This is a genomic window from Bacillus sp. NPDC077411, from assembly GCF_044543425.1.
Classification (GTDB): Bacteria; Bacillota; Bacilli; order Bacillales; family Bacillaceae_G; genus Bacillus_A; species Bacillus_A bruguierae.
Genome location: NZ_JBITWA010000014.1, coordinates 57,474 through 78,283 on the forward strand (window position 1 = coordinate 57,474; position 20,810 = coordinate 78,283).

The following is a 20,810-nucleotide window of genomic DNA, read 5'->3' on the forward strand; positions in this document are numbered from 1 at the left end:
TGGTTTTATCAATTCATTTTTTGTTATATTAAAATAATTAGACAGGGGTCAAAAGTGTATGGTATAATTTTCTAAAAAGGAGGGATTATTTTGAAAGTTCTAAATAATGTTAAAGGAATAAAATTACTAGCATGTTTATCAATTGGCTTATGCACTTTTAATTATTCTTCTATTTCTTTCGCTGAAACACAAACAAGTAATTCAGCTGATGCAACAAAAAAAGCTATTGACATTGATACTGGTATAGCAAATCTAAAGTATAATAATCAAGAAGTTTTAGCAGTAAATGGTGATAAAGTAGAGAGTTTTGTTCCGAAAGAAAGTACAAATTCAAATGGTAAATTTGTAGTAGTTGAACGTGAGAAAAAATCACTTACAACTTCACCAGTGGATATTTCAATTATTGATTCTGTGGCTAATCGTACTTATCCAGGAGCAGTACAACTTGCAAATAAAGCTTTTGCAGACAATCAACCTGATTTATTAGTAGCTAAGAGAAAACCTTTGAATATTAGTATAGACTTACCTGGCATGAGAAAAGACAATACAATCACTGTTCAAAATCCTACATATGGTAATGTGTCTGGGGCAGTAGATGAATTAGTATCTACTTGGAATGAAAAGTATTCAAAAACACATACGTTACCTGCAAGAATGCAGTATACAGAATCTATGGTGTATAGTAAATCTCAAATAGCAAGTGCTCTTAATGTTAACGCTAAATATCTTGATAATTCACTGAACATTGATTTTAATGCGATTGCAAATGGAGAGAAAAAAGTGATGGTTGCGGCATATAAGCAAATCTTTTATACCGTAAGTGCAGAACTACCTAACAATCCATCAGATCTTTTTGATAATAGTGTTACGTTTGATGAGTTAACTCGTAAAGGGGTAAGTAATACAGCTCCGCCTATTATGGTGTCAAATGTAGCTTATGGTAGAACAGTTTATGTGAAACTAGAAACATCATCTAAGAGTAAAGATGTACAAGCTGCTTTTAAAGCTTTAATTAAGGGTCAAGGCGTTGAAGCGAGTGGACAGTACAAAGATATTTTTGAAGACAGTACCTTTACTGCTGTCGTATTAGGCGGAGATGCAAAAGAGCATAACAAGGTTGTTACAAAAGATTTTAATGAAATTCGAAATATCATTAAAGATAATGCAGAATTAAGTTCTAAAAATCCAGCATACCCAATTTCATATACTAGCTCTTTCTTAAAAGATAACGCAACTGCTGCTGTTCATAACAATACAGATTATATTGAGACTACAACTACAGAATATTCTAGTGCGAAAGTGACGCTTAATCATACTGGTGCATATGTTGCTCAATTTGATGTATCTTGGGATGAATTCTCGTATGATGAAAATGGCAAAGAAGTACTATCCCATAAAACTTGGGAAGGAAATGGAAAAGACAGAACTGCTCATTTCAATACAGTAATCCCACTACCACCGAATGCGAAAAATGTAAAAGTCCTAGCAAAAGAATGTACAGGTCTTGCATGGGAATGGTGGAGAACAATTATTAATGAACAAAATGTTCCATTAACAAATGAAATAAAAGTTTCAATTGGAGGAACAACATTATACCCAAGAGCTAATATTAATCATTAATTAAAAGTGAAAGCGCCCTGTTTACAGGGCGCTTTTTTACTTGGTTGCAAATATATCAGCGATTCGATACGATATAAAGATCCTTCAACTGTGTTCAACACATAAAAGCCACTTCATCATTAAAATGAGGTGGCTTTATCAGTACGCTTATAGCGAATCCATAATTTTTTCATGCCGATGTAAATGCTGTAGCCGATTAATCCGCCAGCTACGTTCAAAATAATATCATCCACATCAAAGATACCAGTAAAGGTTATTAATTGTAGTAATTCGATAAAGAAAACGATTTTAATAAACAGTTTGCAAGCTGATTTCCAGTTACTTACTTTCGGAAATAGAAGAGGGAGGAAGAAACCGAAAGGAATGAATATTATAATATTCCCTATCGTGTTCATGAGCCATATATCTAGATTATAATGATTAAAATTCATAATATATTTGAATGTACTTGCAAAAGGTATCACATTTACTAGATGGCTAATCATGTTCCAATTACCTGTTTCTAAGAAGTATGTTACATTGCGGAAGTAATCAAAAAGCGGTCTGCTTAATAAAAGTTGAAATACTAAGATGAGCGAATATGGAATAAATAGTCCCCAAGCAAGCCACTTTATGTATTTATGAGAAGGACTCATCGACTTCTCAATCTCTACTCCCAGTACATCAGCCTCTCCAAAATGTTGAATTGCTAATTGCGTTGCCTCTTCTTCTGATTTTCCTTGCTCGATAAACTCTTGTTGTAGGCTTGTCAGATGGTCGTATAGTTCAAGGTATAACTCTTCTTTTTCATTTTTCGGTACATGTGTGTTTTTAATAATGTGTTTGATGTATTCTTCAAGTGTCATCAGCTATAGGCTCCTTTCCGACATACTTTAATTAAAGTAGTAATTTGATCCCATGCTGTGAGTTTTTCTTGTAGAATTTTTTCTCCATTTGCAGTGATGCGATAAAATTTTCGTTTCATCCCTGTTTCGGATTCGCCCCAATAAGAAGCAATCAGCTCTTTTTGTTCTAAACGTTTGAGTGCGGGGTATAACGTGCCTTGGCTCATATTATAAGCATCCTTGCTGTTTTCTTTTAATTTTTGAATGATTTCATAACCGTATGTATCATGTTGCTGAATGATAGAAAGGAGTAAAATATCGATACTTCCTTTTAATATCTCTTTATCCATTTTATGGGTCACCACCTTATAGTGAGATTGTAACACGACATATGTCGTGTTACAAGGTAGTGGTTATAAAGAAAAATGAAAAAGTGCCCTGTTTAATAGAGCAATTTAAAATATTTAGTTCACTTTTCTTTTCATAACCGGAATCTGAATTTCAGTTACAAGCTCCTCTGGATTTAAAGTAGAATGATACCCTGCAATACGCAACTTATCAAATTAACTTAATTTTAAATTTAACAAATCGTTTAAACTGATATTAGATATGTTATACAAAAAATATTTTGAAATTAACTTTCGTACATAAATAAAATCCGATGAAATCTCACCGGATTTTGCTCTTTTAACAAGGATAGCCTGTTAAATTTTATGTTTTATAATACGGAAAATTTAAAATTAAAATGCTTTACGTTGATAAATAATTAATGATACTCCCCATGAAATGATATAAGTACATACAATAATAACCGTAGCTATGGTATACAATGCAGATACAGATAAGCTGAAAATAGCATCGGTAACTGTACTAAACTTTGTTACAAGAAATTGTACAGCAGCTGGACCAAAATGTGCTAATACTAGAAATGAAACCATCACAATGGAAGACATATGATTTTGTTTAAACTGATAAAATAGTGGAAATGTAATGGCTGCAAATAGCAAAAATAATGCATTGCCCATTACAATATGCTCTACAGTAAATGACTTTTGGAAGATGATAAGCATTGCACTTGTTACAGCAATCGCCAATAGCATGTAAACAATTGTCCCAATATAACGCGAAGTGACAATTTCCTTACGGGTATATGGTAAAGAATTTAATAAAATATTTGTTTCGGTCTTTTCGTCATAGGCATGCGTATTAAAAGGAATAAAAATACTTGTAATCGTAAATATTAAAATAGGGTGCGTGTTCATCACAATAAAAAAGACGATACAGCCTAAATAAACTAGCAATTGTTTCTTTTGTAAAATTAAATCGCGCTTGATTAAATTAAGCATGATGCCCTACTCCTTTCGAGTAATACATAATATCTTCTAATGAGGCGCGTTCAATTATAACCTCATTACCAAAAATTTGTTCAACTTCAGCTACATTATTCGTTAATGCCTCAAAGCCAGTCGGTGCACGATGAATATCTACAAAGGCTTTTTCTGTATCGCGGTCTAATAAATCCGTACTACCTTTTACTAGAGCATAGTTTTCCCCTACCTCATGAATCGATTGATTAAAGATTAATTTCCCCCTTTTTAGAAAGGCAATAAAATCAGCGATGCGATCTAAATCTGTCGTAATATGTGTAGAGAAGAATATTGTACGATTGCCATCAAGCATTAATTCATGCAGTAAATTGAGTAAATCACGTCTAAATATTGGGTCTAAACCTGCTGTTGGCTCATCCATAATAATCAACTCGGCATGATGTGATAGCGCAAGCGCTAGTGAAGCCTTCATCTGCATACCTTTTGAAAAAGCTTTAATCGCTTTATTCATTGGCAGTTCAAACTGCTCTACATACTGTTTAAATATCGTTTCGTCCCAATTTTTATAAGCGGGTGCGACTATTCGCTTAATATCCTTTAGATTTAAGCCTTCATAAAATACGTTACTATCAAAAACAAAACCGATGCGCTCTTTAATTTCCTTTTCGTGCGTTGCATAGTCTAAGCCAAAAATTTCAACTTCACCCGCATCTGGCTTTAATAAGTTCATTATCATTTTAATGGTTGTCGACTTCCCTGCACCATTTGCGCCAATGAAGCCTGTTACAAATCCTTTTTTAATTTGTAAATTTAATTGCTCTATCGAAAAACCTTGAAATGTTTTACTAACATTGTGTAGCTCTACTATATTCTCCATACATTTTACTCCTCATATAAAATAGTTAATAATTCTCGGAGTTCCGTTAAGGGTAGCCCAATTTCCTTACTATTAGTAATGACAGACACTAACTGTTCTTCAATAACTTTTAATTTTTTCTCACGTACTACATCTAAATTTTGTTCAGCAACAAAAGAGCCCTTACCTACGATCGAATAAATAAAGCCTGCTTTTTCTAACTCTTCATACGCGCGCTTTGTCGTAATGATACTGACTTGCAAATCTTTTGCAAGCTGGCGCATTGATGGGAGTGGCGATCCCTCTTTTAAATCACCACTCAAAATTAGTGATTTTATTTGGTTGGTAATTTGTTCGTAAATCGGTTCCTTAGAACTGTTTGAAATAATTATTTGCATGCAAATCCCTCTTGATCTTCATATTGTATATATACTTTATATATAATATATATATTTTTTATTAAAAATGCAACGTTTTTTCAGAAAATTTTTAAGGAGAAATTTTTGCTTTTTCCTTCAATGAGAGTACAATGTAAAATAGCAAGAAAAGACGAAAAGTATTTACAGGATTCAAGCTTACATATAGCGTAAACAAGAAGTAGGGAATTGAGAGGAGGTTTTTTCTCTGCAAGAAGTAATAATTCATCTTTATCATACGAATGATATACATAGTCATTTTGAAAATTGGCCGCAGATTTCGCGTTTTGTGTTAGAAGAGAAAAAGCGTCGTCTTGCTGCTGGTGAAGCGGTTTTTACATTAGATATTGGCGATCATGTTGATCGATTTCATATGATTTCTGAGGCAACGAGTGGAAAAGGAAATGTGCAGCTATTAAACGAAGCGTTGTACGATTATGTAACGATTGGGAACAATGAAGGGATTACACTTGCTAACGAGCAGTTGGATCATCTATATGACGATGCAAATTTTGAAGTGCTCGTTGCCAATTTATTTAAAAAAGATCAAACGCGTCCGAAGTGGGTAAAACCATATGTACTGCAAACGCTTGATAACGGAATTACCGTTGCGTTCATTGGTTTAACAGTTGCATATCCTGATTTTTATGCGAAGTTAGATTGGCATATTGAAGATCCATTTCTACATTTGGAAACGATTTTAGAAGAGGTGCGCTCGCAGGTAGATGTCATTGTTGTCTTATCTCATTTAGGGAAAAATGCAGATGAATATATGGCAGAGCATTACGATCTAGATGTTATTTTAGGTGCACATACTCATCATTTATTTGAGCGTGGTGTATTGGTGAATGGAACGCTTCTTTGCTGCGGGGAGAAGTGGGGGCATTATGTTGGACATGTGCAAATTACGGTGAATTTAGAGACAAAGAAAGTGATGAAAAAAGATGGACGGGCAATTAGCACGAAACGATTAGGAGCATATGGAGAGCGGCATGCTTTATTAGAAGAGCTTGAACAAGATAGTAATCTCATCATGACGGAGCCTGTTGTAACTTTAAAAGAATCGTTAGAAATGAATTGGTTTCAAGAAACGAAATTGGCTCATATGCTTGCCGAGTCTCTCAAAGAATGGTGCGATGCTGAAATCGGTATGGTAAATGCAGGTGTACTACTTGAAGGACTACAAGAAGGTGTAGTTACACGAGGAGATATTCATCGCATTTGTCCACATCCAATTAACCCATGCCGCTTGCAGATGAAAGGAAAAACATTGCGAGATGTGATTTTGAAAGCGCGTCGTCCAAACATGGAGCAGCTTGAAGTAAAAGGGTTAGGATTTCGCGGAAAAGTCATGGGAAAAATGATATATGCGGGCGTTGAAGTTGTCCCGGATACGATTCCGGGTAATAAAACATTACTCAAAGATGTCATTGTCAACAGAGAATCATTAGATCTAGAACGAATTTACACAGTAGGGACGATCGATATGTTCACATTTGGCTATTTGTATCCAGAGCTTGCTGTTGTATCAGAAAAAGAATACTATATGCCGGAACTACTTCGTGATGTTTTAACAAATACATTACTGACATATGCTTCATCTGTAAAATTATAGCCTGCTGCATTGCAGTAGGCTTTTTGTATTCACATTCGTTTTTCTCTTTTCATACAGATAAAGAGAGAGGAGTGTGAACTATGGTTAATGTAGAACCAATTATAATAAATGAACACACGTTTATAGCAGTGAGTGTACAGCTTCCGAAAACAAATTTGTTAGCTGTTATGAGCGATAAAGGATATATTATGTGCGGGGCGCTGGATGTTGCTTTGTTAAATGAAAAGTTAAGCAATCGCGGTATCCTTGCGGGGCGTGCCGTTGGGGTTAGGACAATTGAGCAGTTGTTAGAAGCACCGCTTGAATCGGTTACGATTGAGGCAGAAAGATTAGGAATTACAACTGGTACAATTGGAAAAGAAGCATTGGTGAAAATGATTTAATATATCGTCCCTCTTTTTTGCATATACATGTGTAAGAAGGAGGGATTTTGTTATGCGTGCGTTTCGTCCCCGAACTTCTCGATTTCGGAAAGGACCATTGCCATTTCGTTACGTATTGCTTATTTCATTTGCTATTTTTATTTTTCTTACCTTACAAGGCTTATGGCTTGTGAATAAAAGCATGCGGCCAACGTTAATGAAATATGCAGAAATGCAAACGAAGCGGACTGCCACAGTTGTGATGACGAAGGCAGTGAAAGATAGGGTTGCGCAAGGCATCAACGTTGATTCATTAATGAAAGTGCAAACTGATAAGAACGGAAAAGTTTCTACAATGGATTTAAATACAGAAGCAGTTAATGAAATTTTAACAACGACAACAACATACATAGAAGAATATTTACACCTGGTTGAAAAAGGAGATACGAAGGCGTTAGGATTATCAGAAGATGACGGAACGGCACTATCTGTTCCTCTCGGAAGAATTACGGATAATGCATTGCTCGGTAATATAGGACCAGATATTCCGATTACGTTTACAACAATTGGTCATGTATCCACAAATATTAAACAAGATTTTGAGCAGCAAGGAATTAACAATACGGCGATTAAAATTGTGATGGAAATTGAAGTGGCGCTTCAGGTTATTATTCCGTTTCATACAAAAGAAGTAACTGTGAAGCAAGATATTCCAATAGCCACGCGCATTGTTCAAGGTGAGGTGCCTGGTTATTATGGAAGCGGCGGAGTTGTTGTACCAGAAAAGAACGAGAAAAAAGCGGCTAACTGAAACGAGCCGCTTTTTTACAATAATTTCTGTTATTTTTTTGAATTCATTCTTTCTTTTCGTTCCCATAAACTTAAATGCATGTACGGATCAAATGCCCACTCCGTATAGCCGTTATCTTTATACAATCCAAAATGTAAATGAGGCGGGAATTTACCAGCTGTCCCAGGAGGGCCGTAGCCAGTGCTGCCGACAAATCCAAGGACAGTTCCAGGTTCAACGATTTGTCTAAGCTGTATTTCTTTTGAGAATCCCCCCAGATGTGCGTAGTAATGGTAGTTGTTGTATAAATCACGAATACCGATGCGCCAGCCGCCAAGGCGATTCCATCCTTTCGTTTCAATAATGCCATAGCAAGTAGAACGAACAGGTACACCGTGCCCGGCGAAAATATCTGTTCCCTCATGCATACGACGTCCACCAAAGCTTCGTTTCGCACCAAATGTACTGCGGTAGCTATGGCTGCTGTGAATGGGCAGAGGAAAGGCATTTCCCTCTAAATCAATTCGATTGTAATGTTTGTACATACGGGCATACCCTAATATTAACTCTACTGTTTTTGTCCGCTGATAATACTCCCACAGCATAATTTTTAGCTGTTCACGATTTGCCCCACGTTTTCCTAATATGGTAGCCATTGTATAGAGAACATCTTTTTCATTATTTGGGTCTGCCAATCCATCGTTATTTCCGTCTAACCCTATGCCTCCAAATAAGGAAATTGTGTACGGTCTTGTATCATGGAGGTCTGAATTTGCTGGCCCGGACCATACTTCTGGTTTGAAATAAATCGAGATAGTGGCATCTGGCTTTTTCGGAATATCTCGGCGTACGGAACGAATATTTCGTTCGTATTGATCAATGGCAGCAAAGTAGTACCATGGAATAAGAGAGACGGTTTCCATTTCTTTATATAATGTCATTCGCTTCTTATATATATCTTGCTTGTTTTCTTCCCCGTATACAATATTGGTCTGAAGAAGAAAATAAATAAAAAGCAGAAGGAAAAGTTTTCGATGCACGGCAGTAAGCTCCTTTCCGAATCACTACCTTTAGTGTGAGATATACACGATATTTCATTATAAGTAATAATTGGAAAGAATTCTTGCAATCTTCATTTGAGCAAATCGCTTTCATGCGATAGAATAGATATGTTACATTGAAAGAAGCGAACACGGTAAACTATTTCATATTGTGCGGAGTTGATGAACATGACAAAACAAACAGAATATAAGCGCAAGCCCGAATGGTTAAAAATTAAATTAAATACAAATGAAAACTATACAGGCTTAAAGAAAATGATGCGTTCTAAAAACCTTCATACCGTTTGTGAAGAGGCAAAGTGTCCGAATATTCACGAATGCTGGGCTGTTCGTAAAACAGCAACATTTATGATTTTAGGTGCAGTTTGTACACGTGCATGTCGCTTCTGTGCTGTTAAAACAGGCTTACCAACAGAGCTTGATTTACAAGAGCCGGAACGCGTAGCGGATTCCGTGTATCAAATGAACTTAAAACATGTTGTTATAACAGCGGTTGCACGTGATGATTTGAAAGACGGAGGAGCGGAAGTTTTTGCGGAAACAGTGCGTGCTGTTCGTCGCAAAAGTCCATTTACGTCTATTGAAGTTTTACCATCTGATATGGGTGGGGTAGAAGAGAATTTAAAAATGTTAATGGATGCACGTCCTGATATTTTAAACCATAACATTGAAACAGTGCGTCGATTATCTGACCGAGTTCGCGCAAGAGCAAAATATGATCGTTCATTAGAATTTTTACGTCGTGCAAAAGAAATGCAGCCAGACATTCCGACAAAATCAAGTATCATGCTTGGGCTTGGTGAAACAACAGAAGATATTATCGAAGCAATGGATGACCTGCGTGCAAACAACGTTAACATTTTAACGCTTGGTCAATATTTACAGCCGTCTAAAAAGCATTTACCGGTTATTAAATATTACACACCAGCAGAATTTGCAGAGCTAAAAGAAATTGCACTTAGCAAAGGATTTAGTCACTGTGAGGCTGGCCCACTTGTGCGTTCTTCTTACCATGCTGATGAGCAAGTACAATCTGCAAAAGAGAATACAGTAGCAGCAAAATAATGAGGAGATCCTTCTTAGTAACTTAGCTAAGAGGGATTTTTTTTTGAGAAAGATGTACTTGAATAGAAAGGAAGGAATTCATGAAAGGGTTTATTTTATTAGCGTTTGCAATTGTGAGTGAAGTCTTTGGAACAACGATGCTGAAGTTGTCAGATGGCTTTACGAAAGTATGGCCAAGTATCGGGGTTGTTCTTGGTTTTGCATCTGCCTTTTATTTTTTATCACAAACATTGCAGCATCTTCAAATTAGCACTGCTTATGCGATTTGGTCCGGAGTTGGTACAGCGTTAACGGCAGTAATTGGTGTTCTTATTTGGAAGGATGCTTTTACATGGCAAACACTCGTTGGTTTAGTGCTCATTATTGGCGGAGTAGTTGTATTAAATATGTCGGGGTCGGGTGCACATGGATGAAACGAGAGCTGGAATTTTCAGCTCTTGTTTCATTCATATTCTAATACAATATTTCCACATGTGGATAAAATCTTTCGTAATTCTTCTGTGGATAACGAAATCGTAAATTCAGGGACACCAGGTGAAATTAATATTTTTTCGTGTTGATAAATAGAAGAATCCACAATAATCGTTACATCCTGTGTATAACCAAACGGAGCAACACAACCTGGAATGCATCCAGTCTTCTCTCTTAGTTCATCAGGTGAACAAAGTGATACGCGTGTACCGATGATGTCTTTCATTTGCTTCATATCGAGGCGAGTTCCTTCTAATGTAAAAAAGACATAGTGAGCCCCAGATTTTGTTTTCATAAAGAGGCTTTTACTTGGTTCGCCTTCTAAGCCAAGGCGTTCTCGAATGAGCCGATCTGTTTCGTAATCTAAAATAGGTTCATGTTCAAACTTTTCATATAAAACATTCGTTTTATGTAGTAACGAGATGACTTCTTCGTACATCGGAATGCAAGCTCCTTTCGTTTCACTTTTTGAATGTTTTCCACAGTTTTTCGAATTTCTTTTTGTTTATAATTTCATGTGTAATGAATTGCCCATTATAAAAAGCGCTATATGTTGTAAAGGCACACGGCGCAGTTTGAGCAGATTCTCGGGTTGAAATTTTATTGCGCTGAACAGAAATGTCGTATTCTTGCTCAATTTCTTTCAGTTCTTGGTGGACATAATAATCGGTAAAAGGGCATTGATCTGTGTAATACACAACCAATCCTTCTTGAGTTTCAGCATGCATTTCTTTTGCGCTCGTATGAAATTGCGGGATAGGTGTCTCGACATCAAACTTATACACAAGGAGTTCAAAGTAAGGTGGTGCTGTATCACAAACTTCGAATCCTTTTTTCTTTAAATAGCTGCCATCTGATAAATACGGGCGCTTCTTTTTGCTTGAAATAACAACAACACCGTGTTTACCATTGATTTTTGCATTTTGTATACATTCGTCTAATAATGCCGCGCCGTGTCCTTTTCCCTTAAAGCGCCCAGAAACCCAAAAGCAGTTTATACAAAAATATTCTGGAGCTATAATAGGTACCCAGGCGGATTCAGCTGGAAGGTATTCAATAAATACTTTCCCGTTTACATCTAGCTTTTTGAAGACAAGTCCTTCTTCTATTCGTTTTTGTAGCCATGCTTTCTTTTGCTGGACTCCGCGTGCCATTCTCTTGTCAGATATAGCGCAGCAAATATGTTCTGATTCTAAATTATCAGTAGTTACGTTAATTCGTTTCACAATGTATCTCCCATAATCTGTGGATAGTTACTGCATCATGTTCGATTGTAATTTCGTATACGTCTGGGTTACTTAAGTTTTTCCATGTGGAAAAACCGATGTTTTCGTCAAACATTCTTAAAATAAGTGTGAATAAGTTACCGTGTGTAACGAGCATTGTTACCTTTTGTGTATCATCTTGTAATATGCTGTGGATAAGTGATCGAACTCTCTCCGTCGCTTGGCGTGTAGATTCTCCGCCAGGAAAAGTGATATCTATGTCTGTAAATGTTTGCTCTAGCATTTGTAGCCAATTACTCATTGGGGCGCCGCTCAGTATACGCTCAGTTAACCGTGCATCTTTTTGAATAGGGAGCTGCATATGTGACGTGTAAGGTGTAATGGATTGAACAGCACGAGTAAAGGGACTAGAGATAATATTTTCGATAGGAAGTCGTTTTGTAATGAGAAAATTGGCAAGATCTTTTGATTGTTGCTCGCCTATTGCTGTAAGCGGGGCATCATGTTCTTGTCCAGTTGCCATGCAATGGCGGACAACAATTAATTTCTTCATAATTCATTCCTCTTTTCTTTAACAGGAAGTAATAGTTAACTGCTGGTATGTGCTCCGTTCGTTTCACTTTATATAGACGAATTTGTACGTACTTCGACAAATAGAGTGGGAAATCCTCTTTTTTCTAATTATTGGGAAGTTGGGTGGGGTTTCTTACAAAATAAAAAGCTAAGCCGAGCCGGCTTAGCTTGCATGTTCTAATGTAAATTTTGTTTTTATGTTACGAATAATCATGTAAGCACAGATACCAAATAGCATCATCAGTCCTTCGATTACGAACAAATGAATTTGCCCGCGTTGGTAGAGTGCTGCGAAAAAGTCAACAAACGCATGAAGGAATACTGCCAGTCCTACAAACATGTATTTTTTATACTTTACACCGTATAAGACAAGCATTGTGAGAGCGATTTGCATGATAAAAGCAACGAGTCGTTCAACTCCGCCAAATAAATAGAGATAAGGCGGATTATGTATTAAGGCGTCTTGGACAGCGCTAAGCTGTGGTACTTTTTCAATCATTTTGGTGAAGGTACCGTTATTAATGGCGAAAGCAAATACGAGAGTTTGGGCTCCAGTGGTTGCTCCGATTAATAATGATTCAATCCCCCCGTGACCAATTCCGTAAGCGAGACCATCTTTATATTCCTGATACTTTTTGAGTAGAAAGTAAAAGGCAATAAAACGTCCAAGTTCTTCAAAAATGCCAGCTGTTAATCCACCATATATGGCATAGATAAACGAATTTTTTAACAGTGGAGCTGTCGCTGGATTTCCCAATATAAATACATGTAACGTTTTCTCTAAAATTTGTGAGAATCCGATAAAAAATACAATTCCGACACCGACAATTTTGAAAGAGATTTTATACTTTTTCCGAAAATAAATGAGAGCAATAATCGGAATAAGAACACAGATAATGATTTGGACGATTATACTTCCAATTGCTGCATTTGAAACCATAAATTTCACCACTTTCTAATATATATATTCTATATTATGCCTGAAAAACGGTGAAATGTTTAGGGAATAACCTGAGATTATCTTCCCAGGTTATTTGATTCAACAGATAGTACTTTATCCCGCATCAACGGGCAGTAAGACCCCCACCTCAAGATTTGGAGAGAAGCGAAGAAGATAGGTGGGGGATAACTGCCCGTAAAAGTCCGATTGGGCGGGCTTTCCATCAGTGAAGGATGAAGAACTCCCCACTGATGGAAGTTTCACTTTACTTCATCGTATTAGGCATTGTATCCGTTTGTGTATTATTTAAGTGCGGGTTTTTGCTCATTTCACGTTTAAGCATATCAAGTGTTTGAGCATATTCTTTATCGTTTAATGTGCCTGACTTGAGTCCTTGAATTTGTGATACTAATTTTTGTTCTGTTGATACATATGCTTTGTAATAGCGGGGAACGATAGACAGTGCTGTTTTTTGTACTTGATCAGCAACTAAAGCTGGGTCTGTTGTGTTTGCTCGGTAGACAATAAACACTTCGTCATCGGTTACAAGTGTTGCGGCGTTCATGACATCTGGTAGTTTGACGGTTAAATCTGTAATCATTTCAGCTAATCGTTCCTTGTTAATGGTACCAACTGGGCGATTGGATACTTCATCTTTTTGTTTATGAGAATAGCCAACCCGTGTTAGCATTCGGTTTGGTACGTCCTTCCCGTATAAGTCTTTATGTTCTGACACGAGTACACGGCTTCCTTCTTCACGTTTCATTTCTGCTTTCTTTGTTTGACATCCAGCACAGATGGAAAGAGTGAGAAGGGATAAGAGCAGTTGTTTTTTCATGATTGTTTTCTCCTTATTTGATGTAAGCACGATTGGTTCAACTAACCTTTTGGAGAAGAGCGTTCCAAAAGGAAGTTTCACTTTACCCCGCTCTAACGGGCAGTAATAGTTAGAAAAAGCAAAGAAGTGTTAACTGCCCATAAGAGCCCGATTAGTTCAACTAACCTTTTGGAGAAGAGCATTCCAAAAGGAAGTTTCACTTTATAGCATTTCCCACTGAGAAGGTTTTTTGTATTTGAAATTGTTGGTTTTGAGGCTTTATGATACGATAAAAAGAAGAAAGAATAGGAAAGGGATTGGAAGATGGAGCAAAAACAGGAGATTCGCACTACAGTTCATGTGAATAATATCCACTATGAAGTAATAGAAGAGAACCGAAATGGATTTAATGAAGAAGCATTTAAAGCTCGTTATGCAGAAATTTTAAATAAATATGATTACATTGTGGGCGATTGGGGCTATGATCAGCTTCGTTTGCGCGGCTTTTTTGATGATAGTAACCAGCGTGCAACGTATGATACAAAAATTAGTACGTTATCTGAGTATTTATATGAGTATTGTAATTTTGGGTGTTCGTACTTTGTACTGAGAAAAGTGAAGAAGTAAAAAGAAGGAGCTGGCTTTTAAAAAGTCAGCTCCTTCTACTTTTCGATATGATTCAAATTACATATATATAGAAATACAGTCACCAGCTGCAAGTTTGGCATTTGGTTTAATTTGTTGACCGTTTAGTTGAATAGCTCCATCTTTAATTTTTTCTGTAATTACTGTACGGCTCCATTCTGAAATATAGGTTGCCAATACTTTATCGATGCGAAACACTCCGTGCACGGATTCTAAGAGAATGGTTAGTTCAGTTGTTCCCCCATTTTGATAGGGCGTAATTGAAATGTTGTTTAGCGTTTCTTGTCTTTCTTCTTGAAAGGTGTCGACTGTTTCCACGTGCTCAGAATGCGTTTTATAAATGTGTAACTTTTTATTCCACGTATGTCCTTTTGCACATTTGTAAATTGCAAAACGGTAAATGTTTTTACCGTTCGCGTTATGCCTGCGAATGTGCGTATCAGTAAAAAGAGCTGTGTGACCACAATTTTTACAATGTTTTTCAACAGTTGTCTCTAATTCCGTTTTATATAAGTTCCAAAAAAGTTGTACGTTCTGCATTTTCCTTCACCTCGTATTTAGATAAAGGAACGTGAGACATCTATTTGGATGTCTTGCGGTATGAAATATAGAAAAAAGAGAAAAATAAAAGAAGGTTCCCTTGTGAGGAACCTTTGTAACAATCATACTGCAGATGTGCTACGCTCCTTTGTAATGGGAATTGGGCAGACTACTCCCTTGAAAAAAGCGTTGTGCTTTTTTGAGAGTAATGCTATCCAGTTGCTTATCCATTACAAAGTAAATGTTGGCATACGTAGTGTGACATCCTTTCTATCCAAATAGATTTGTCGTTAGTATAACACATTAAACTGAAAATTCAAAACAAATAACATGAAAAAATCACCAGCTCTATTACAAGCCGGTGATTTGGATTACATCAGTTCAAATAAAAATGAGCGTAATTCTTCTGCGTTTTCTTCAGAAATCGAAAATGCATGTTCTAAGTAGCCAGGTTCTTCTAAATCGTCACGACCGATAATTGCAAATTTATTGCGCTGCATATCAAGGACGATTGTTTTGCCATAATGACGATCGGAGTACAAAAGCGCTAAATCGTGGCGCTCGTTTTCTCCCATAAAGCTTACGAAACGCGTTTTTGTTTCTACTGTGTCATCGTAAAGAAAAAAACGTTCTTCCATGAACATGACTCCTTTTTAAATATCTAAATTTAAGTGTGGTTTATGATCTAAATGGTGGTGCGTTTTAATAAAGCGCACTGTTCTTGTTTTATAACGCATAACGATCGAATATGTTTCAGCTAAATCGCCGCCAAGGAATTTCACACCGTCTAATAACTCGCCAGCAGATACACCTGTTGCTGAGAAAATTGCATCATCACCGGATACTAAATCATCTAGCATTAGCAGTTGACGTGGGTTTTCTAAACCCATTGCAAGGCAGCGTGCTGCTTCTTCTTCATTCATTGGAACGAGACGTGCTTGCATCTCTCCGCCAAGACATTTCAGCGCAGCGGCAGAAATAACGCCTTCTGGGGCACCGCCAGTACCGATAAATAAGTCGATTCCTGTGCCTGGAAGAGCTGTTGCGATAGATGCACCAACATCACCATCACCAAATAATTTTACGCGTGCACCTTTTGCCCGAACACGGTTAATAATTTCTTGATGACGTTCACGTTCTTGGATGATAACTGTTAAGTCACGAATTTTTTTATTGTTTGCTTCTGCTACAATTTCAATTGTTTTTTCGATTGGATCATCTAAGCTAATTTTACCAGCTGCATTTGGGCCAACCGCGATTTTTTCCATATACATATCAGGAGCATGTAGAAGGTTTCCTTTATCAGCGACAGCGATAACAGCCATTGCGTTTGCAAGACCTTTCGCTACGATATTTGTTCCTTCTAACGGGTCAACGGCAATGTCTACTTCTGGACCGTTTCCTGTTCCGAGCTTTTCCCCAATGTAAAGCATCGGTGCTTCATCAAGTTCCCCTTCGCCAATCACAACAGTACCTGCCATGTTAACAGAGTCAAACATTGTACGCATTGCAGTTGTTGCAGCGTCATCTGCCTCATTTTTCTTCCCACGGCCCATCCATTGTGCTGATGCAAGGGCTGCTGCTTCTGTTACACGGACAATTTCTAATGCGAGTTCACGTTCCATTGTGACATTCCTCCAATTCCGAAAATCATACAAATATAACTATAACAAAGAACCGGAAAAAGGTGAATTCGAAAAATTGTCGATTTTTTTTGAATAAAAGGTTACAATTGGGAATGAAAATGCTTTAATTTCCAGGTAGGTGACATATATGTACTTTGTAGACCGTAAAAAAATTGAACAAATGTTACAGTGTTTAGAGAAAGTTGTTGCAGCATTTCAAACAAAGCAAGAATACAAGGGAGCGCTTGAGGAATATGCATTAGAGCGTATGGCGCATCTTATGATTGATTCTATTTTAGATGTAGGCAATGCCATGATTGATGGATTTATTATGCGCGATCCGGGTAGCTATGAAGATATTATTGATATTTTAATGGATGAAAAAGTTGTTACAAATGAAGAAGGAGAACATTTAAAAGAAGTCGTTCGTCTTCGAAAAATGATTGTGCAGGATTATGTAAGTATGAACCATACAGAAGTGTATCATACAGTGCAAAAACATATTGATATGATAAAACAATACCCTGTCAATATTCGCCGGTATTTGGAACAAGAGCTTGGTCCTGTATCTGCGTTTGTGGGAGAATAGATTATGTTTTAGCTCTAATGGACCATGATGTATACTGTCCGTTAGAGCTTTTTCGAAGGGAGTTAAGAAATGGGGGAAGCGGCACGTTCCACAAGAGAGGAAATTATTCAACTTTTGAAAGTAAGAGGAGAACAAACGGTTTCGTTATTAGCAGAAGCGTTGCAAATTACAGAGATGGCCGTACGTCGTCATTTAAGTAAGCTTGAGAAGGATAAGCTCATTGAAATGAAAATGGTACGGCAACATGTCGGAAGACCAATGTATGTCTACTGTTTAAGTGCAAAAGGAGAAGACTTGTTTCCAAAACAATATAAGCAGTTTGCAGTCGAAATGCTAGAAGATTTGCAGCGTATTGGCGATGAAGAACTTGTTAAGAAACTTTTGCAGGCGCGAACAGACCGTATGGAAGAACAATTGGCAAAACGTGTAAATCGAAAGGAAACAACATTAGAGCGCTTAAAAGAAATTGCAATCATGCAAGAAAAAAATGGGTATATGGTGCGCGTAGAACAAGAAAGTGAACATTCTTTCATACTACAAAAACAAAATTGTCCGTTAATGGAGGTAGCTGAAAAGTTTCCGCAAATTTGTCATGATGAGAAAAGTATGTATAATAAGCTATTGCCAACCACTGATGTAAAAGTATTATCGAGTATGTGCGTGGGAGACTGTTTCTGTTCGTATCAAATCATAGAAAAAAAATGAACATTATGGGACGCTTTTTGAAAAAGCGTTTTTTTCTTTTGGAAAAGAGGATACGATAAGAAGAGAGTATGTATCAAGAAGGAGTGACATCTGTGTATAAAGGCTATTTAATTGATTTAGACGGAACGATGTACCGAGGCGAAGAACGCATTGAAGAGGCGAGCGATTTTATAAAGGCGCTGCAAGAGCGTAACTTACCTTATTTATTTGTGACGAACAACTCGACGCGTAAACCAGAGCAAGTGGCAGACAAGCTTGTGCAGTTTGATATTCCGGCTACACCAGAGCAAGTATTTACAACAAGCATGGCCACAGCGAACTTTATATATGAAAGAAAACAAAATGCTTCTGTATATATGATTGGGGAAGAAGGTTTACGTGATGCACTTGTGGAAAAAGGATTCACACTTGTGGATAGTAATCCTGATTTTGTCGTTGTTGGACTAGATCGTGAAATTACGTATGAAAAATTGGCAAAAGCGTGTTTAGCTGTTCGAAACGGGGCAACATTCATTTCAACAAACGGTGATATTGCGATTCCAACAGAACGTGGCTTATTACCAGGGAACGGTTCCTTAACATCCGTTGTAGCAGTATCCACAACAGTAAATCCAATTTTCATTGGGAAACCGGAATCCATTATTATGGAGCAAGCATTAAAAGTACTCGGAACAACGAAAGAAGAAACATTAATGGTTGGGGATAACTATGACACGGACATTTTAGCAGGCATGAATGCGGGCATGGATACACTACTTGTCCACACAGGAGTTACATCTGTGGAAAAATTAACAGAATACGACGTGCAGCCAACGCATGTTGTCCACAGTTTGACGGAGTGGATTGAGAAGATGTAAGAAGAGATAGGCAATCGTAAATGGTTGCCTATTTTTTATTATAAAAAATTTGTTTTGCTGATAGATGTGGTCGAATTGTGTGAGGTTTTATTTCTTTCTTGCCAAGCAGTTAGATAGTATAATATGGAACAAATGTAATGAGGAGGCGTATTTATGAAGTGCGCAAAAATGATGAGGGTACAAATTCAAGGGGAAAACGCATCATTTACCCTATAAACTGCGTGGTTCCCCTTTAATATGGGGGTATCATCCTAGTGGAAAAAGATTTACAAGAATTAAAGAATAGTAATATATCAACTACAGTAACCGATTTACCGAATTATGTGTTTACTGATGTGAAGAAGGCTTTTCTATGGCTTGGCTTTCTTGCTTTCTTTAGTGTATTGAACGAAATGGTTTTTAATGTAGTTTTACCTGATATCGCGAAAGATCTTGGTATATCACCATCTTTAGCTAACTGGGTAAATACAAGTTTTATGCTTTCATTTGCGATTGGATCAATCACGTACGGAACAATAAGTGATAAATATGGTGTGAAGAAATTACTTGTCTTTGGTCTGCTTGCTTATAGTGGTGGATCACTTTTAGGAGTGTTGGCACATTCTCATTTTTTGGCTGTAATTGCTGCGCGTTTTATGCAAGGTGCTGGTGCATCAGCAGTGCCAGCGCTTATTATGGTAATCGTTGCACGCTACATGAAATCAGAAGATCGCGGGAAAGCATTTGGCATAATCGGCTCATTGGTAGCTATGGGAGAAGGAATAGGGCCAGCTCTTGGCGGGATGATTGCTCATTATGTACAGTGGCCCTTTCTTTTTCTGATTCCGATGCTGACACTGTTTACTATCCCCTTTTTTCTAAAAGAACTTCCGAATGAATCCATAAAGGGGAAGAGGATAGATACTTTTGGAATAGTGTTACTGTCCTGTGGAATTGTCACATTTACTATATATACAACACAATATAATTGGTTGTATTTGGTGACTAGTTTTGTGTTGTTTGCAGGCTTCGCTTTGCATATACACAAGGTTGAACAACCTTTTATAGAACCAAGATTATTTATAAACCGAAAGTTTATATTGGGAGTTCTAACTGGTTGCGTTCTTTTAGGTACTGTGGCAGGTTGTATAGCAATGATTCCTTATATGATGAGAGATATACACCAACTGTCTGCAAGTATGATCGGGTGGGTTATATTCCCAGGGACGATGAGTGTAATGGTATTCGGCACTGTTGGTGGTAGCCTAGTTGATAGACGAGGAACTACATTTGTTCTATGGCTTGGCTCATTTTTCATTGTTGCGAGCTTTTTTATCATTTCATTATTTGCAGATCAAACATCATGGTTCGTTTCAGGTATGTTAATTCTAATGTTTGGTGGACTCTCCTTCGTTAAAACAGTCATTTCTACGAGTGTTGCGGATGCTCTGGGGCCGAAGGAAGTCGGTGCAGGTATGGGATTTCTCAGCTTCGCCTGCTTTTTAGCAGAAGGACTAGGGATAGCGATTGTTGGTGGGTTATTAACAAAACATATTTTAGAATATCCGTTACTTTCCACTATACAAAATGCGAAAGCGTACTTGTATAGTAATTTACTACTCGTTTTTATTGTTGCCATATTAACTGGTACAACCATCTATACAGTGGCTTATAGTCGAAGAAGAAATGAATTGTAATTGATGGTTAGAAGCCGAACAAAATGTTTGGCTTCTTTGTAATTACTTAGTCAATCTGGGGAAGAAAGGAAGTGAAGTGTTTTTTAGTGGCCTGATCGCTATGTCCTATTGCGGAGCTGCTGGAATTATCATATGGCTCATTAAGAAATCCGCAGTTTAAATTGGGGATTTTATTTCGATGGAATTTCTATTCGTGATATTGAGATACA

Annotated in this window: 26 protein-coding genes; 12 read left to right on the forward strand and 14 right to left on the reverse strand. The window is 37.2% G+C overall.

From position 1 onward, the window contains the following. Positions 1-90: 90 nt before the first annotated feature. Positions 91-1,620, forward strand: coding sequence for a thiol-activated cytolysin family protein (locus ACIGHG_RS17385; RefSeq protein ID WP_396549605.1), 1,530 nt, complete (start codon positions 91-93; stop codon positions 1,618-1,620). 119 nt (positions 1,621-1,739) lie between these two features. Here the strand turns inward: ACIGHG_RS17385 and ACIGHG_RS17390 are convergent, their stop codons facing one another. From ACIGHG_RS17390 to ACIGHG_RS17410, 5 genes are all read right to left on the reverse strand, one after another. Beyond that, entirely contained in the window at positions 1,740-2,465 is a 726-nt protein-coding gene (locus ACIGHG_RS17390; protein WP_396549607.1) for a VanZ family protein, read from the reverse strand. Further along, positions 2,465-2,794 (reverse strand): PadR family transcriptional regulator, encoded by a 330-nt coding sequence (locus tag ACIGHG_RS17395; protein WP_396549609.1) that lies wholly within the window; start codon positions 2,792-2,794, stop codon positions 2,465-2,467. Before ACIGHG_RS17395 ends, ACIGHG_RS17390 begins: the two co-directional genes overlap by 1 nt. 390 nt (positions 2,795-3,184) lie before the next feature. Next, positions 3,185-3,790 (reverse strand): ABC-2 transporter permease, encoded by a 606-nt coding sequence (locus ACIGHG_RS17400; protein WP_396549611.1) that lies wholly within the window; start codon positions 3,788-3,790, stop codon positions 3,185-3,187. Further along, entirely contained in the window at positions 3,783-4,649 is an 867-nt protein-coding gene (locus ACIGHG_RS17405) for an ABC transporter ATP-binding protein (RefSeq protein WP_396549612.1), read from the reverse strand. The genes ACIGHG_RS17400 and ACIGHG_RS17405 overlap by 8 nt, the downstream gene beginning before the upstream one ends. Positions 4,650-4,654: 5 nt before the next feature. Beyond that, on the reverse strand, positions 4,655-5,026 hold the full coding sequence (locus ACIGHG_RS17410; protein WP_251227648.1) for a GntR family transcriptional regulator: 372 nt from the start codon (positions 5,024-5,026) through the stop codon (positions 4,655-4,657). 241 nt (positions 5,027-5,267) lie between these two features. Here ACIGHG_RS17410 and ACIGHG_RS17415 point away from each other — a divergent pair, with 241 nt between their 5' ends. The 3 genes from ACIGHG_RS17415 (at position 5,268) to yunB (ending at position 7,832) form a co-directional block, all read left to right on the forward strand. Beyond that, positions 5,268-6,659, forward strand: a complete 1,392-nt coding sequence (locus tag ACIGHG_RS17415; protein ID WP_396549678.1) for a bifunctional metallophosphatase/5'-nucleotidase — start codon at positions 5,268-5,270, stop codon at positions 6,657-6,659. Between the two features lie 80 nt (positions 6,660-6,739). Beyond that, positions 6,740-7,042: a YunC family protein gene (locus ACIGHG_RS17420; protein ID WP_396549614.1), complete on the forward strand. Its 303-nt coding sequence runs from the start codon at positions 6,740-6,742 to the stop codon at positions 7,040-7,042. Positions 7,043-7,094: 52 nt separating this feature from the next. After that, a complete protein-coding gene (gene yunB, locus ACIGHG_RS17425) occupies positions 7,095-7,832 on the forward strand; it encodes a sporulation protein YunB (protein ID WP_396549616.1) in 738 nt (245 codons plus the stop codon). 29 nt (positions 7,833-7,861) lie between these two features. Here the strand turns inward: yunB and ACIGHG_RS17430 are convergent, their stop codons facing one another. Then, on the reverse strand, positions 7,862-8,851 hold the full coding sequence (locus tag ACIGHG_RS17430) for a M23 family metallopeptidase (RefSeq protein WP_396549617.1): 990 nt from the start codon (positions 8,849-8,851) through the stop codon (positions 7,862-7,864). A gap of 189 nt (positions 8,852-9,040) precedes the next feature. Here ACIGHG_RS17430 and lipA point away from each other — a divergent pair, with 189 nt between their 5' ends. Together lipA and ACIGHG_RS17440 are read left to right on the forward strand one after the other, a co-directional pair. After that, positions 9,041-9,937, forward strand: coding sequence for a lipoyl synthase (gene lipA, locus ACIGHG_RS17435; protein ID WP_020063094.1), 897 nt, complete (start codon positions 9,041-9,043; stop codon positions 9,935-9,937). Positions 9,938-10,017: 80 nt separating this feature from the next. Beyond that, positions 10,018-10,350, forward strand: coding sequence for a DMT family transporter (locus ACIGHG_RS17440; RefSeq protein ID WP_090918374.1), 333 nt, complete (start codon positions 10,018-10,020; stop codon positions 10,348-10,350). A 29-nt stretch (positions 10,351-10,379) separates the two neighbouring features. Here the strand turns inward: ACIGHG_RS17440 and ACIGHG_RS17445 are convergent, their stop codons facing one another. The 5 genes from ACIGHG_RS17445 to ACIGHG_RS17465 form a co-directional block, all read right to left on the reverse strand. Further along, positions 10,380-10,847 carry a YbaK/EbsC family protein gene (locus ACIGHG_RS17445; protein ID WP_336472080.1) on the reverse strand — a complete coding sequence of 156 codons (468 nt, stop codon included), beginning with the start codon at positions 10,845-10,847 and terminating at the stop codon, positions 10,380-10,382. Positions 10,848-10,869: 22 nt separating this feature from the next. Beyond that, positions 10,870-11,562, reverse strand: coding sequence for a YoaP domain-containing protein (locus ACIGHG_RS17450; protein ID WP_396549680.1), 693 nt, complete (start codon positions 11,560-11,562; stop codon positions 10,870-10,872). 58 nt (positions 11,563-11,620) lie between these two features. Next, positions 11,621-12,187, reverse strand: coding sequence for a histidine phosphatase family protein (locus ACIGHG_RS17455; RefSeq protein ID WP_396549620.1), 567 nt, complete (start codon positions 12,185-12,187; stop codon positions 11,621-11,623). A 183-nt stretch (positions 12,188-12,370) separates the two neighbouring features. After that, positions 12,371-13,147: a YhfC family intramembrane metalloprotease gene (locus ACIGHG_RS17460; RefSeq protein ID WP_396549622.1), complete on the reverse strand. Its 777-nt coding sequence runs from the start codon at positions 13,145-13,147 to the stop codon at positions 12,371-12,373. Between the two features lie 265 nt (positions 13,148-13,412). Beyond that, a complete protein-coding gene (locus ACIGHG_RS17465) occupies positions 13,413-13,985 on the reverse strand; it encodes a YhcN/YlaJ family sporulation lipoprotein (RefSeq protein ID WP_396549624.1) in 573 nt (190 codons plus the stop codon). A 303-nt stretch (positions 13,986-14,288) separates the two neighbouring features. On the opposite strand from ACIGHG_RS17465, the gene ACIGHG_RS17470 reads away from it, so the two are divergent. Continuing rightward, positions 14,289-14,591, forward strand: coding sequence for a YutD family protein (locus tag ACIGHG_RS17470; protein WP_090918383.1), 303 nt, complete (start codon positions 14,289-14,291; stop codon positions 14,589-14,591). Positions 14,592-14,648: 57 nt separating this feature from the next. Here the strand turns inward: ACIGHG_RS17470 and ACIGHG_RS17475 are convergent, their stop codons facing one another. The 3 genes from ACIGHG_RS17475 to glpX form a co-directional block, all read right to left on the reverse strand. After that, complete coding sequence (locus ACIGHG_RS17475; protein WP_090918385.1) at positions 14,649-15,149, reverse strand: Hsp15 family protein; 501 nt, start codon at positions 15,147-15,149, stop codon at positions 14,649-14,651. Between the two features lie 371 nt (positions 15,150-15,520). Then, a complete protein-coding gene (locus ACIGHG_RS17480) occupies positions 15,521-15,787 on the reverse strand; it encodes a DUF3055 domain-containing protein (protein ID WP_020063086.1) in 267 nt (88 codons plus the stop codon). A 15-nt stretch (positions 15,788-15,802) separates the two neighbouring features. Beyond that, positions 15,803-16,774: a class II fructose-bisphosphatase gene (gene glpX / locus ACIGHG_RS17485; protein WP_090918389.1), complete on the reverse strand. Its 972-nt coding sequence runs from the start codon at positions 16,772-16,774 to the stop codon at positions 15,803-15,805. 148 nt (positions 16,775-16,922) lie between these two features. Here glpX and ACIGHG_RS17490 point away from each other — a divergent pair, with 148 nt between their 5' ends. From ACIGHG_RS17490 to ACIGHG_RS17505, 5 genes are all read left to right on the forward strand, one after another. Beyond that, positions 16,923-17,363, forward strand: a complete 441-nt coding sequence (locus tag ACIGHG_RS17490; RefSeq protein WP_090918391.1) for a DUF86 domain-containing protein — start codon at positions 16,923-16,925, stop codon at positions 17,361-17,363. 69 nt (positions 17,364-17,432) lie between these two features. After that, the gene (locus ACIGHG_RS17495; RefSeq protein WP_336472084.1) at positions 17,433-18,068 is read left to right on the forward strand and encodes a helix-turn-helix transcriptional regulator; all 636 of its coding nucleotides are present in this window, start codon (positions 17,433-17,435) and stop codon (positions 18,066-18,068) included. Between the two features lie 92 nt (positions 18,069-18,160). Continuing rightward, entirely contained in the window at positions 18,161-18,925 is a 765-nt protein-coding gene (locus ACIGHG_RS17500; RefSeq protein WP_336472085.1) for a TIGR01457 family HAD-type hydrolase, read from the forward strand. A 153-nt stretch (positions 18,926-19,078) separates the two neighbouring features. Beyond that, positions 19,079-19,141, forward strand: coding sequence for a tetracycline resistance efflux system leader peptide (locus ACIGHG_RS25710; protein ID WP_413788878.1), 63 nt, complete (start codon positions 19,079-19,081; stop codon positions 19,139-19,141). A 107-nt stretch (positions 19,142-19,248) separates the two neighbouring features. Beyond that, a complete protein-coding gene (locus tag ACIGHG_RS17505; protein WP_396549682.1) occupies positions 19,249-20,601 on the forward strand; it encodes an MFS transporter in 1,353 nt (450 codons plus the stop codon). Positions 20,602-20,810: the final 209 nt, after the last annotated feature.

What these genes read in the sequence shown, in the direction of transcription:
- ACIGHG_RS17395 (WP_396549609.1), bottom strand. Translation starts at nt 2,794, where the DNA reads ATGGATAAAGAGATATTAAAAGGAAGTATCGATATTTTACTCCTTTCT.
- yunB (WP_396549616.1), top strand. Translation starts at nt 7,095, where the DNA reads ATGCGTGCGTTTCGTCCCCGAACTTCTCGATTTCGGAAAGGACCATTG.
- ACIGHG_RS17490 (WP_090918391.1), top strand. Translation starts at nt 16,923, where the DNA reads ATGTACTTTGTAGACCGTAAAAAAATTGAACAAATGTTACAGTGTTTA.
- glpX (WP_090918389.1), bottom strand. Translation starts at nt 16,774, where the DNA reads ATGGAACGTGAACTCGCATTAGAAATTGTCCGTGTAACAGAAGCAGCA.
- ACIGHG_RS17440 (WP_090918374.1), top strand. Translation starts at nt 10,018, where the DNA reads ATGAAAGGGTTTATTTTATTAGCGTTTGCAATTGTGAGTGAAGTCTTT.
- ACIGHG_RS17390 (WP_396549607.1), bottom strand. Translation starts at nt 2,465, where the DNA reads ATGACACTTGAAGAATACATCAAACACATTATTAAAAACACACATGTA.
- ACIGHG_RS17495 (WP_336472084.1), top strand. Translation starts at nt 17,433, where the DNA reads ATGGGGGAAGCGGCACGTTCCACAAGAGAGGAAATTATTCAACTTTTG.
- ACIGHG_RS17450 (WP_396549680.1), bottom strand. Translation starts at nt 11,562, where the DNA reads ATGGCACGCGGAGTCCAGCAAAAGAAAGCATGGCTACAAAAACGAATA.
- ACIGHG_RS17405 (WP_396549612.1), bottom strand. Translation starts at nt 4,649, where the DNA reads ATGGAGAATATAGTAGAGCTACACAATGTTAGTAAAACATTTCAAGGT.
- ACIGHG_RS17470 (WP_090918383.1), top strand. Translation starts at nt 14,289, where the DNA reads ATGGAGCAAAAACAGGAGATTCGCACTACAGTTCATGTGAATAATATC.
- ACIGHG_RS17465 (WP_396549624.1), bottom strand. Translation starts at nt 13,985, where the DNA reads ATGAAAAAACAACTGCTCTTATCCCTTCTCACTCTTTCCATCTGTGCT.
- ACIGHG_RS17410 (WP_251227648.1), bottom strand. Translation starts at nt 5,026, where the DNA reads ATGCAAATAATTATTTCAAACAGTTCTAAGGAACCGATTTACGAACAA.
- ACIGHG_RS17460 (WP_396549622.1), bottom strand. Translation starts at nt 13,147, where the DNA reads ATGGTTTCAAATGCAGCAATTGGAAGTATAATCGTCCAAATCATTATC.
- ACIGHG_RS17480 (WP_020063086.1), bottom strand. Translation starts at nt 15,787, where the DNA reads ATGGAAGAACGTTTTTTTCTTTACGATGACACAGTAGAAACAAAAACG.
- ACIGHG_RS17420 (WP_396549614.1), top strand. Translation starts at nt 6,740, where the DNA reads ATGGTTAATGTAGAACCAATTATAATAAATGAACACACGTTTATAGCA.
- ACIGHG_RS17475 (WP_090918385.1), bottom strand. Translation starts at nt 15,149, where the DNA reads ATGCAGAACGTACAACTTTTTTGGAACTTATATAAAACGGAATTAGAG.
- ACIGHG_RS17400 (WP_396549611.1), bottom strand. Translation starts at nt 3,790, where the DNA reads ATGCTTAATTTAATCAAGCGCGATTTAATTTTACAAAAGAAACAATTG.
- lipA (WP_020063094.1), top strand. Translation starts at nt 9,041, where the DNA reads ATGACAAAACAAACAGAATATAAGCGCAAGCCCGAATGGTTAAAAATT.
- ACIGHG_RS17455 (WP_396549620.1), bottom strand. Translation starts at nt 12,187, where the DNA reads ATGAAGAAATTAATTGTTGTCCGCCATTGCATGGCAACTGGACAAGAA.
- ACIGHG_RS17445 (WP_336472080.1), bottom strand. Translation starts at nt 10,847, where the DNA reads ATGTACGAAGAAGTCATCTCGTTACTACATAAAACGAATGTTTTATAT.